Source organism: Leptospira noumeaensis, from assembly GCF_004770765.1.
Lineage (GTDB): Bacteria > Spirochaetota > Leptospiria > Leptospirales > Leptospiraceae > Leptospira_A > Leptospira_A noumeaensis.
In genome coordinates this window covers 160,293-172,257 of record NZ_RQFK01000007.1, presented here as the reverse complement: position 1 = coordinate 172,257, position 11,965 = coordinate 160,293, and the positions used below count along the sequence as shown (strand labels likewise).

Genomic DNA, 11,965 nt, shown 5'->3' with positions numbered 1-11,965 from the left:
CCCAGGTTTTCGGAGACACATTCTCCCGAAAAGTAAAGTTTTACCAGAGTCTGCCAGATTCCAATGATTCTGTTATTTTCTTAAAACTTTCTTCCACAGATTCCTTTCGGCCAAATCCACCTGCCTCTTCCAAAACAATAAATCCATGCAGGAGGGAACGTAAAATTCGAATCCTATGCACAGCGGTTTCATCCAAGTTCTGGAAACGAAACACCTCCATACAAATGGTCAAAATACGATCACCCAAGATTTTTAATTCTGGATCGGATTCTGTGGACTCAATGGTTAAGGGATACATATGGGGATGGTTCTTCGCAAAACTTCTGTAAGTATTCAAAAATTCAAAAATCCGTTCGGATGTTTGGTTTGTATTTTTTGATTTGAGAGCCAACCGATCACCTAATATTCGCAAGGATCTTCTTTTCATTTCCCGGCGAACATCTTCTAAGTCCTGGATATGGTTGTAAAGGGAAGGTGTCCGAATTCCTAAATTTTCGGCAAGTCCTGCCAAACGAAATTCGGAAAATCCAAGTTCCATAATTAAATCCCAAGCCGCATCCAAAACAAATTCTCTAGTGATTTGTGTTTGGCCTTTTTTTGGGCGGCCTGGTTTGTGTTTTAGTTTTTTTGCCATAAAAGTTTTACGTCAGAAAAAAAACGAGTGGGATCTTCTACAAAAGGATAGTGACCAACATCTTCATAAATTTTGTAAGATCCATCTAAGGTTTTTGTTATCCACTGGGCTTCCTCTTTTGGGGAATCAAAGTCAGGGTCTTTAGAACCCATGATGACAATTACGTTTCCTTTTGCAAGTGGCAACATGTCCTCACAATCTTTTTTGGAAGCAAACATCATAGATCTAACAGCTGCCATTCGACCATCTTCTTTTAAATTGGTTTTTAACTTTTCAGATCTTTCCTTTAAATCTTTGGGAGGATGAACCGGAAATAATGATTCATAGAAAGAAACCCAGGCACCCGCACCCCAGGGGCCTCGAAACACAAAATGGATTAAAGTTTTCATTCCGAAAGACATTGGTTCTTTATCTCGGACAAAAGGACCAGAAAGAACCAAACCCAAAACTCTAGATTTTTCTTTGGAACGAATGTAAACCGCCGATGCCGCAGTCATGGAATTGGCTATGACATATACATTCTGCAAATTTTTCTCGCGGATAAATGCTAAGATATCCTCTGCAGTTTCTTTGGGGCCATAAGAAGAAAAACTGACATCGGATTCTCCCATCCCTCGTAAATCAAAACGATAAACCGTATTGTCCTTTTCAAGAAGGAAAGCAAGCTCTGCATAACTTTCTTTGCGATCGCCAATCCCAGGAAGTAAAATCAAATTCCGTTTTCCCTTTCCGGTTTCTAAATACGCAATACGGCCTTCTTTCGTATGGAAATAGGATGTTTGTTTGGAAGGTTCCTTCGTTAGGTCTTCTCCCATAAGGAGGAAAGGAAATAGGAAGGAGAAAATGATAAAAATCGTGTGGTAGGTAGTTTTCATAAAACTAATACTATTAGTTTATTTAACTAATGCAATTAGTTTTTTAGCACTTTTGTCTGAAATAGATTTTTTTTCCTGATTTTTCTAATTTTCCGACTTGCCCTACCCTTTCTTAGCTCAGATCATTCAATTACCTGATACGAATTGGTGATCCATGTCCATTGTTACCTTCGAAGACAAAGAAAACTTCCCTTTAGAAACAAATAAACCGGGAGCCACTATCCTGGAAACTGCCCTAAAACATGAATATCCTCTCTACCATCTTTGCGGGGGAAATGCCAAATGTACAACCTGCCGTGTATTTGTGACAGATGGACTTCAGTTTCTTAGTTCTCGTAATGACAGAGAACAAACTCTTGCCGATAGAAAAGGTTGGCCATCCGAGATACGACTTGCTTGCCAAACAGAAGTGTTTGGAGATATATCACTACGTCGGATTATAAAAGATAATAAAGATTTAAAAACAGTAACCAGTGAATCGAAATCTTCCAAAACAGGTGAAGAGTGTTATGCGGTGATTCTTTTTCTGGATATCAAAGGTTTTACCTCTTTTACTGAATCAAGTTTACCTTATGACGTGGTTTTTGTTTTAAATCGATTTTTTCAAGAAATGAGTGAACCTATTTTGAATAATGGTGGGGAAATTGATAAATTCATTGGCGATGGGATCTTAGCTTTTTTCCAATTAAAAAATAAAGACGAAGTTACTAAAAACGAAGAAAGTTTAGAAAAAGCAAAACAAGAAACCATTCGTTCGGCTATCCGCGCCTGCCTTCGTATGTTTGATCAATTGAAAAAATTCAATTTAGAAATGAAAGATAGGTTTAATTTTACTTTTGACATTCGGATTGGGTTACATGCAGGAAATGTAATTTACGGAGACATTGGGCATTCCGAATACAAAAGCCAAACTGTGCTTGGTGATACAGTGAATGTGGCAAGTCGCCTTGAAGCCTTAAATAAAAAAACAAATACAAACTTTTTAATCTCCGATGAAATTTACAACCTAATCGGCGAAAACCTATCTGTGGATAAAAAAGTCATCACAAGACTTCGAGGGAAGTCTGAAAAAATGGCAGCGTATTCGGTTCTTGGATTTAAAAGTTCAGATCCTATTCTGCGCATTCAAAAATCTTTTGATCATGTTTTAGAAAACAATCCCCATTGGATAGAGAATTATATAGACAAATTAAAAAGTTTTGTGGAAGAAAATTTGGATAAAAAATTAGGGGAAACTGAAAACTCAATCACTCCACATGAGTTCTTAAATGCCATCGAATCTATCATCGAAAGATTAGGAAATCCTATATCTTTAAAAAAAGAAGTATCTAAACTGGGAAAGATTTATGAATCCCTTGGTATTTCTAAAAAAGAATTTCCAAAGCTAGTTCCTATCCTCATTTCCTCGATCAGAGAAAACCTCCCTTCACAATGGAATGCGGATTTAGAATCGATCTGGAATCAAGTATTAATGGATCTTACGATAGAAACAATCGAATCATAAAAACCTCCTTGCATTCAGTTTGAAACTCTGTTTCGATAAAAACTAAGAAATGCCTTTAGATAAAAACAAAAAAACATCCCAAAATTTGGCACGTTTAACAAATACCATACGGCAGTTAATTCAGTCTAAACAGGGCCCGGCCGCCATCCGTTATGGTGTTACCTTGGTAATACTTGTGATTTCCTTCAATGTATTTAATGTTTTGGGTAGTTATGTTGGTCGTGACTTTATCTCTTCTATAGAACAAAAAAATGCAACAGCATTTTATACGAATCTTATCCTCTATTCTATAGTCTTTATCATTTCATCAGGGATAGGTTCCGTCAATCGATATGCAGAAGAAAGACTTGGGATCCTATGGCGTGAACAACTTACTTGGAAATTTACTGCCAATTATTTATCGGAAAGAATTTTTCACCAAATCATTGGGAGTCCTGGAATTCAAAATCCTGATCAAAGAATTACTGATGATGTCAAAACTTTTACAACAACAACGATTTCCTTCACCTTACTCTTTATCGGTGGTATCTTTTCTGCGATTTCCTTTTCCGGAGTTCTTTGGAGTATTAACCCTATTTTATTTTTAGTCGCAGTAACTTATGCTTTTACAGGAACCTTATCTACCATCTTTCTTGGAAAATCTCTGATACGCCTCAATTACGATCAACTGGACATGGAAGCAAGTTATAGGGCAGATCTTTTACACATCCGCCAACATGCAGAATCCATAGCAGTCACTCATAGAGAAGCACGAATGTCCGTGAGATTAAAATCAAGGCTTCGTAAATTAGTGAATAATTTCCGGAAACTCATATCGGTAAACTTGCGACTTAGTTTTTTCACGAATAATTACAATTATTTTATTCAAATCATTCCAATGGTCATCATTGTTCCGAGTTATATGAGAGGCGAAATTGAATTCGGTGTAATCACACAAAGTGCTCTTGCTTTCACAACTCTACTCAATGCCTTTTCACTCATCGTCACACAGTTTCAATCCATCTCGGCCTTCTCTGCTGTAGTCAAACGTTTACACTCTTTGGAAACGGCCATGTTACATGCAGAGGCCGACGCAAAACAAAATAGAGAATCTAATTTTAGCTCTGATGAGATTAGTTTCGAAAACTTTACCCTGTATTCAAATGATAGATCCAAACTTTTAGTAGACAATTTAAATTTAAAAATCCAAAGAAAAGAACGCTGGCTTTTTACATCTCCCGATGAAATCGTAAAACTTAGTTTATTTAGATCCATTGCTGGGATTAGCAATCATTCAGAAGGCAGGATTAAAAAACCCAACTTCGAAGAAATTTTATTTCTACCCGAACAAGCGTATCTTCCTCCGGGAAGACTTCGAAATGTGATTGTGCCAGCATATTTAAACCTGGAAGTGTCAGACTCAGAAATCCTGGCAGAATTACAAAAAATGGGACTAGAAACTTTAGTTCGTAGGTATGGGGGACTAAGAACCTTGAAAGAATGGAACGAAGAACTATCGTTAGCTGAAAAATATAAAATAGCAGTCATCCGCGTTTTATTTTTAAAACCCAAATTTTTGGTTTTGGATCGACCAGGATCTAGTTTGGGTAAATTTGAAATCTCTAAAATTCTAAAACTCTTTCACAAATTGGATGTGACAACGATTGTCATTGCCAAAGACGAAGAAACTGTTTTGGAGTATGACTACCATCTCAATATTTCCCATTTTGGGAAATGGAACTTAAGTTCCTCCCATAAGGTTAACAAAGAATGATCCAATCAATCCAAAACGAATCTGGGCTCAAATTTCAATTTTTATCGAACGGGAATGTACATTCCATTCGTTTGAATGACTTACTTGTCAATTTGTATCTTGGGAACGAGATGGAACCAAGTATTAGTAATCTTTATTTAAGAATCCATTCTCAAGGTGAGTTGGTTTTACATCCATTGTTTGGGCCTAAATCCAATTCCCATTTTCAAATTTTAGAAACTTCTTATAGTTGCCAAGGAAGTTGTTTCGGCCTAGATTATACTTTGTATTTGGAACTTCATCCAAACCTATATGCATGGCGATACAAAATCCAAGTCACAAGCAAAACCAAAGAGACTTTGGATTACGATTTAGTATATATTCAAGATATTGGAATTTGTGATTACGGCGCAGCAAGGTTAAATGAATTTTTTGTTTGCCATTATATCCACCATGAACCAATTCTCACAAAAGAATTTGGTTATGGAATTCTTTCCAGGCAAAACGAACCTGTAAGAGAAAAACATCCCGCCACTTTCTTATTTAGCTCAGATTTCATCCAGTCTTATGCAACAGATGGTTTGGATTTATATCCACATGGTGTGTATCAACCGCTTGCCACAAAACGAAGACAAGGTGAACATTCCGTTTTGGGTCTTGAAAGAAAAAAGCAAACTCTATCTCCGAACGAAATGTCAGAAACATTTTTTTATGGATATCTATTTCCCCATTTGGAAACATTAGGTTCTTTTCCTGAGGTTCAGGGCCTCATCCAAAAAATTTCTACTGGTTGGGACAAAACTCCCAAATGGGGAACAAACATTTCCCAAACCCAACAGAGCCTCTTTTCTAATGGTAGCAAGAAGGAAGGTGATATACTAACAAATGATAGTTTAAAAATTCTTTTTCCCAACGAATGGAGAGAAGTCGAATTTTCAGCATCCGGAGAAATCCTTTCTTTTTTTACAAATAAGTCCACCCATGTGGTGCTAAAAGAAAAAGAGTCTCTCTGCCTCCGCCCACATGGACAAATCATAAGGACTGGGAACTCTAATGTTCCTGACGAATCTTCGCTGACTGCCACCTGTTACTTTAAAGGCATTTTTCTATCCCAACTCACAGAAGGCCATACAAGTATCAACCAATACATATCACGTAACCATAGTTACCTGAATTTCTTTCATTCTTATGGATTTCGTATCTTTATAGAAGAGAATTCTGTTTTTAAACTTTTAGATTCACCTTCTTTACTCCGAATGAAACCAAACCTTGTAGAGTGGATTTACCAATGGGGACAAGAAGTTCTACGAATCCAAGTGGAAACAATCGGAAACCATAAAATCCAGTTCCAACTCTCCACAAACAAACAGAAGGTGCAAAACTTTCTTTTATCCTTCCACATTGCTCTCGACGGAGATAACGGTGCTTTGGAAATGCCACCGGTTATCACCCAGGTCGAGTCAAAAATAGAAATCCAACCAAACCAAAACTCTCCTTTATTCAAAAGATTAGAAGGAAGGGGATTTCAAATTCATCCAGATGATCTTAAAATATGGAAAGTTTCGGATGATCGGATTTTATTTGCTGATGGAATCTCAAGAAACCAACCCTATCTCACGGCAGTTGTGCCTGTAAAATCGATTTTGCAATTTTCCATCCAAGGAAATTTTATATCTTCCCCTACTGAAAAAGAAACCAAACAAGAACAAACATCAATTGTATCTCACATCAAAAATCATTATAAGGCAAAGATTGAAAACTCTGCATCACAATCCATTAGCCAAATCATAGAAATCCTTCCTTGGTTCGAACAAAATGCACGAATTCATTATTTGAATCCAAGAGGGCTTGAACAATATTCGGGAGGAGGTTGGGGAACAAGAGATGTATGCCAAGGTGCCTTTGAATATTTACTTGCCATAGGTGAAACTGAATCTTGCCGATCCCTACTTTTTAAGGTCTTCGAAGAACAAAATGAAGATGGGGATTGGCCACAGTGGTTTATGTTATATCCCCGAGATAAAGAGATTCGGGCCGGTGATTCCCATGGAGACATTCTCTATTGGCCACTACTCGCACTCTCTACTTATTTAGAACGAACCAAGGACATCAATTTTTTAGAGGAAACAACAAAAGGAATTCACCGGAACAAACCAAGAACCATAAAAGAAGCCATTGAAAAAACCGTTTCGCTCATAAACAAACGTTTGGTGGAAGGAACAAAACTTCCTACTTACGGACATGGAGATTGGAATGATTCCTTACAACCAGTCAAAGATGAATTTCGGACTCATGCAGTCAGCACTTGGACTGCTGAATTACAATCTCTCACCTATGATGCTCTGATTCAAATTTATCACTTAATTGGCGATTTAGAAAAAGAAACACTCTATCAAAATGAATTAAAAATCATCAAACAAAATATCAAAGAACATTGTATGGCTGACGGAACCCTAACGGGATTACGTTATTTCGGAGAGGAAAAATCTTTAAAATTTTACTTACATCCAAAAGATTCCAAAACAGGAATTCATTACAGTGTCCTTCCGATGATTTATGGAATTTTATCTGAAGTTTTAGATTCTAAAGAAGCAGAAACACATTTAACCATTATCAAAAATTATTTAACAGGCCCCGATGGAGTCCGCCTATTTGATGCACCCATTCCTTATACAGATGGAACTAGCAAAGAATTCAAACGAGCGGAGACTGCTAGTTACTTCGGCAGAGAAATTGGACTTATGTACACTCATGCCCACTTACGTTATTGCGAAGCATTGGCTTATATGGGTAAGTCCGAAGAATTCTTTTACAACTTAAACTTAGTCAACCCCATCGGAATCCAAAAAAAAATCCCGGCAAGTCGTCGAAGACAATCAAACTGTTATTATTCAAGTTCTGATGGTTTGTTTTTGGATCGTTATGATGCCGGAAAAAATTATAAAGAATTATTGGTAGGAAACATTCCTTTAGAAGGAGGATGGCGGGTGTATTCCAGTGGCCCCGGAATTTATCTCAAACTAGTTTATGAATCTTTGTTTGGAATTCGTTTTTTTCTGGATGAGATGGAACTAGATCCGATCCTTCCCCAAGGATTAGATGGTTTAGAATGGATTATCCGTTTTAAGGAAATAGATTTTCGAATCCTCTATCATGTGGAATCAACAAATGCAAGTCTAGAATCAGTGTTACTGAATGGTATCCTTATTCCTTTTCAAAGAAAAACGAACCATTATCGTAGAGGTGGTGTAAAACTGAAATTTAGAGATTTTGAATCATACCTAAAAGACGGAGAAAACCATTTAACATTAATTTTGCGATAAACGTAAAAAACGTGTAGGGAAAAATTCCCCCACACGTTTTCCGATTTTTCCTTTGATAAAGGAAGTTTTAAATGGCGCTTTTTCCTTTCTCGCCAGTTCTAATTCGAATCACTTCTTCAAGAGGAGTGATGAAAATTTTTCCATCACCGATCTTTCCGTCGCCACTTTTTGCTGCTTTCAAAATAGCATCAACAGTTGGTTTTACGAATTCATCGTTTACGGCAATTTCCAATCGAACTTTTCTAAGTAAATTTACAGTGTATTCGTGACCACGAAATACTTCTGTTTTACCTTTTTGTTGTCCGTAACCTTGAACGTCAGATACTGTTAGACGATAGATTTCGTTTTTAGTTAATTCAGCCTTAACTTCTTCCAACTTATGTGGTTGGATGATTGCAATGATCATTTTCATAATGTTATACTCCTATTCCCTTAACCACGAGCTCGGATATTGAAATCAGGGTAAGCTTCTGCTCCGTGTTCCCCAAGATCCAAACCACTAAGTTCTTCTTCTTCACCCACTCGGATTCCACCAGCAAGTTTCAACACATACCACAATGCAAAAGAAACTACAAATGTGAAACCACCGATGGCAAGGATTCCATAAAGTTGAGTTAAAATGGAAGGAACTTCGACTCCAGCAGGGGCACCTTCATATCCGAAGATTGCAACTGCCAATGTTCCCCAAATACCACAAACTAAGTGAACAGAAGTTGCACCTACAGGGTCATCAATTTTGATTTTGTCAAAGAAAAGAACAGATAATACAACGAGAATTCCTGACACGGCACCAATGATGGCAGCAGAAGTAGGACTCACGATTGCACAAGGTGCAGTGATACCAACAAGACCAGCAAGTGTTCCATTTAAGATCATACCAAGATCAGGTTTTTTCAAAATAACCCAAGCAGTTACAGTAGATGCAAGTGCACCAAGAGCTGCAGAAATGTTAGTAGTTACAATTACGTGAGCCATAACACTTCCGTCACCAACTCCCATAGTAGAACCAGGGTTAAATCCAAACCAACCGAGCCAAAGGATAAGTGTTCCAAGTGCTGCAGATGTCATATTGTGACCAAGGATTGGTTTAATTCTTCCGTCTGGTAAGTATTTCCCTTTTCTAGCTCCAAGAACTATGGCACCAGCAAGAGCAGCCCAACCACCTACGGAGTGTACTACGGTAGATCCAGCAAAGTCATGGAAACCAAGTGCTGAAATCCATCCACCACCCCATACCCAGTGACCAGTAAACGGATATAAAAATGCTACTAGAATGAAGGAGAAGATAAGGAAGGAATGAAATTTAATTCGTTCTGCCACAGCTCCAGATACGATGGTTGCTGCTGTTGCGGCAAAAACCAATTGAAAGAAAAATTTCGCAAATAGAGGAACACCAGTCCAATTCATAGATGAATATACACCTTGGTATGCATCACCAATTGCTGGTGAATTATCAGCTCCACCTAAGAAAAATAGACCTTCACTTGCTAAATAAGGAGATCCATCACCAAACATCAAACCCCAACCGATTGCCCAATAGGAGAAAGTTGCTGCAGCAAAAACAATAAAGTTTTTAGCGAGGATGTTCACGGTGTTCTTTGACTGAGCAAAACCCGATTCAACGAGAGCAAAACCGGCATTCATAAAGAATACCAACATACCAGCGACTAAGACCCATAAGGTGTCTAAACCAACTGTTAAAGTTTGGATTGCGTTTGCGGTTTCCTCTGCTGGAGTTGCGACGGTTGCAGCTTCATCTGCAAAAAGGAACATCGGAACAACCAGGAGCAGGAAGGCGATTGATTTGAAATACTGTTTCATATTACCATGTTTCCTTTCCATGTTATTTGTTTAGAAACAGTGCAAGATTGGTACCCGGAGTGAATTCAAGGGCAGGAGAAATGAAAAAAAATCATATAATGCCTAGAAACCCTCCATTTTGTATAAATTTATTATGAAATGGGAATGAATTCTTAGGAACCAAGCTCACAGTCCTACAACATTTTGCTCACAATGAGGACATATAGTTCGTTTTTTAAGCATGTCCTTTCCTGGAACTCAGCAATCTCGATAAAAAAACCCAATCCAATTTCCAGGAAATCCCCTCTAATAGAAGTGACTGAAGAAAGAATTCGGCCCTGCAATGAAAAACCTATAAATCCTAGCGGACAGTATGTCCTCTATTGGATGCAAGCTTATCGTCGTTTTGATTCTAACCATGCTTTTAGTTATGCCGTAAACTTAGCAAAAAAACATAACAAAGAACTGATTGTTTATGAGGGACTACGTTCTGATTATCCTTGGAATTCAGAAAGAATCCACAGATTCATCATCGAAGGGATGTATGACAACCAAACAAGGGCAGACGAACTAAATATCAACTATTGGACCTTTGTAGAATCAAAATCGAATCCGGCACGTGGAATTTTAAAAGAAATATCCAAGAATGCAGTTGCCATAGTCACAGATGACTTTCCTTGTTTTATCATCCCAGAACAAACTGCCAAACTTGCTAGTAAGGTGGGATGCCCCCTTTATGCAGTGGATAGTAATTCCCTACTCCCACTCTCTCGGTTTGCCAAAGAAGCCAGTGCCGCAAGGATTCTACGAATTTGGATTCATAAAGAGTTTTTAAAAGGTATACCTGAAAAGGCCAAACCAAAATGGAGAAAAGAAGATTTGGCGGACTTAAACCAAAATTCCAAACCACCAAAGGGATTTGGTTTACCAAAAGATTTGGATTCATTTTTAAAAACTTTTGAATTTAAAGATTTGGTGCCTCCCGCCAAAGGAATGAAAGGTGGTCGAAACGAAGCACTGAAAATTTTAAAAACCTTTGTCACAAAAAAACTAGACGAATATGAAACAGGTCGTTCCAATCCCAATCGCCCTGATTTAACAGCCACCAGTGGGCTCTCTCCCTATCTCCATTTTGGACATATTGGCATTGAAGAAATTTTCGACTTAGTATTACAAACTGCAACAGAAGGAAAATGGAATCCGGAAAGGATGAGCCACCAGAAACCAGGTGATCGTGAACATTTTTATTCAGAGTCCTCGTCCGTAGGTCACTTCCTAGATGAACTGATTACCTGGAGAGATATAGGTTATCTATTTTTTTGGAAGGACAAACCACATCATATCAATTTAGAAAATCTTCCGGATTGGGTGAAAACCAATTTCAACAAACATAAATCCGATACAAGAGAATATCTTTATACCTTAGATGAGTTTGAATCTGCAAACACACATGATGAACTTTGGAATGCAGCACAAACCGAACTTGTGAAAACAGGAAGGATGCATAACTATATGCGAATGTTGTGGGGTAAAAAAGTAATCGAATGGACAAAAACCTACGAAGAAGCCTTTCAAATTTTGGAACATCTGAATAATAAATATGCTTATGATGGAAGAAATCCCAATTCTTATACAGGGATTTTATGGTGTTTCGGATTATTTGATAGACCTTGGTTTCCTGAACGAAATGTCTTTGGAAACGTGAGGTTTATGTCCTCCGATTCGACAAAAAAGAAGTTTAAAATGAAATCCTATTTGGAGTATATTGGTGAACTGAGCGGAAACTCCGACTCACTTTTCCATGACTGAAGAAAACTTACCGACTACATTTGAAGAAACAAAATCTAAGTTCGATTCGATTTACTTCTACTTTGTAATTTTATTCAATGATTCCATTCATGAATTTTCCTATGTAGAAGATTGTTTGATGAAACTTTGTTTCAAAACAAAAAAGGAAGCCAAAAAAATTGCAATGGAAGCACATACCAACGGTAAGGCTGTTTGTTTTCAAGGGAGTATGGAAGAATGTGAAACGGTTGCTGAAAATATGACAACTGCCAACTTAACTGTCATACTAGGCGTATAAAAGTTTCGTTG

The 11,965-nt window shown here is 37.6% G+C and carries 9 protein-coding genes; 5 read left to right on the top strand and 4 right to left on the bottom strand.

What is annotated here, in order from left to right:
* Positions 1 to 40 precede the first annotated feature (40 nt).
* Positions 41 to 634, bottom strand: coding sequence for a TetR/AcrR family transcriptional regulator (locus EHQ24_RS00855; protein WP_135599826.1), 594 nt, complete (start codon positions 632 to 634; stop codon positions 41 to 43).
* Positions 619 to 1,509 carry an alpha/beta fold hydrolase gene (locus tag EHQ24_RS00850; RefSeq protein WP_135599825.1) on the bottom strand — a complete coding sequence of 297 codons (891 nt, stop codon included), beginning with the start codon at positions 1,507 to 1,509 and terminating at the stop codon, positions 619 to 621. The genes EHQ24_RS00855 and EHQ24_RS00850 overlap by 16 nt, the downstream gene beginning before the upstream one ends.
* 154 nt (positions 1,510 to 1,663) lie before the next feature.
* Here EHQ24_RS00850 and EHQ24_RS00845 point away from each other — a divergent pair, with 154 nt between their 5' ends.
* From EHQ24_RS00845 to EHQ24_RS00835, 3 genes are read left to right on the top strand one after another with little or no spacing between them, the layout of a single operon-like run.
* On the top strand, positions 1,664 to 3,013 hold the full coding sequence (locus EHQ24_RS00845; protein ID WP_135599824.1) for an adenylate/guanylate cyclase domain-containing protein: 1,350 nt from the start codon (positions 1,664 to 1,666) through the stop codon (positions 3,011 to 3,013).
* A gap of 49 nt (positions 3,014 to 3,062) precedes the next feature.
* On the top strand, positions 3,063 to 4,766 hold the full coding sequence (locus EHQ24_RS00840; RefSeq protein WP_135599823.1) for an ABC transporter ATP-binding protein/permease: 1,704 nt from the start codon (positions 3,063 to 3,065) through the stop codon (positions 4,764 to 4,766).
* Complete coding sequence (locus tag EHQ24_RS00835) at positions 4,763 to 8,068, top strand: GH36-type glycosyl hydrolase domain-containing protein (RefSeq protein WP_208725677.1); 3,306 nt, start codon at positions 4,763 to 4,765, stop codon at positions 8,066 to 8,068. The genes EHQ24_RS00840 and EHQ24_RS00835 overlap by 4 nt, the downstream gene beginning before the upstream one ends.
* A gap of 67 nt (positions 8,069 to 8,135) precedes the next feature.
* Here EHQ24_RS00835 and EHQ24_RS00830 read toward each other — a convergent pair whose 3' ends face one another.
* On the bottom strand, positions 8,136 to 8,480 hold the full coding sequence (locus EHQ24_RS00830) for a P-II family nitrogen regulator (protein ID WP_015678663.1): 345 nt from the start codon (positions 8,478 to 8,480) through the stop codon (positions 8,136 to 8,138).
* 20 nt (positions 8,481 to 8,500) lie between these two features.
* On the bottom strand, positions 8,501 to 9,889 hold the full coding sequence (locus tag EHQ24_RS00825; RefSeq protein WP_135599822.1) for an ammonium transporter: 1,389 nt from the start codon (positions 9,887 to 9,889) through the stop codon (positions 8,501 to 8,503).
* Between the two features lie 294 nt (positions 9,890 to 10,183).
* On the opposite strand from EHQ24_RS00825, the gene EHQ24_RS00820 reads away from it, so the two are divergent.
* Positions 10,184 to 11,677 (top strand): deoxyribodipyrimidine photolyase, encoded by a 1,494-nt coding sequence (locus EHQ24_RS00820; protein ID WP_208725675.1) that lies wholly within the window; start codon positions 10,184 to 10,186, stop codon positions 11,675 to 11,677.
* Complete coding sequence (locus EHQ24_RS00815; protein ID WP_135599821.1) at positions 11,670 to 11,954, top strand: ATP-dependent Clp protease adaptor ClpS; 285 nt, start codon at positions 11,670 to 11,672, stop codon at positions 11,952 to 11,954. Before EHQ24_RS00820 ends, EHQ24_RS00815 begins: the two co-directional genes overlap by 8 nt.
* Positions 11,955 to 11,965 lie beyond the last annotated feature (11 nt).

Bases quoted from the DNA above. Each gene is read 5' to 3' on its own strand.
- EHQ24_RS00825 (WP_135599822.1), bottom strand. From the start codon at position 9,889: ATGAAACAGTATTTCAAATCAATCGCCTTCCTGCTCCTGGTTGTTCCG.
- EHQ24_RS00840 (WP_135599823.1), top strand. From the start codon at position 3,063: ATGCCTTTAGATAAAAACAAAAAAACATCCCAAAATTTGGCACGTTTA.
- EHQ24_RS00830 (WP_015678663.1), bottom strand. From the start codon at position 8,480: ATGAAAATGATCATTGCAATCATCCAACCACATAAGTTGGAAGAAGTT.
- EHQ24_RS00855 (WP_135599826.1), bottom strand. From the start codon at position 634: ATGGCAAAAAAACTAAAACACAAACCAGGCCGCCCAAAAAAAGGCCAA.
- EHQ24_RS00850 (WP_135599825.1), bottom strand. From the start codon at position 1,509: ATGAAAACTACCTACCACACGATTTTTATCATTTTCTCCTTCCTATTT.
- EHQ24_RS00835 (WP_208725677.1), top strand. From the start codon at position 4,763: ATGATCCAATCAATCCAAAACGAATCTGGGCTCAAATTTCAATTTTTA.
- EHQ24_RS00815 (WP_135599821.1), top strand. From the start codon at position 11,670: ATGACTGAAGAAAACTTACCGACTACATTTGAAGAAACAAAATCTAAG.
- EHQ24_RS00845 (WP_135599824.1), top strand. From the start codon at position 1,664: ATGTCCATTGTTACCTTCGAAGACAAAGAAAACTTCCCTTTAGAAACA.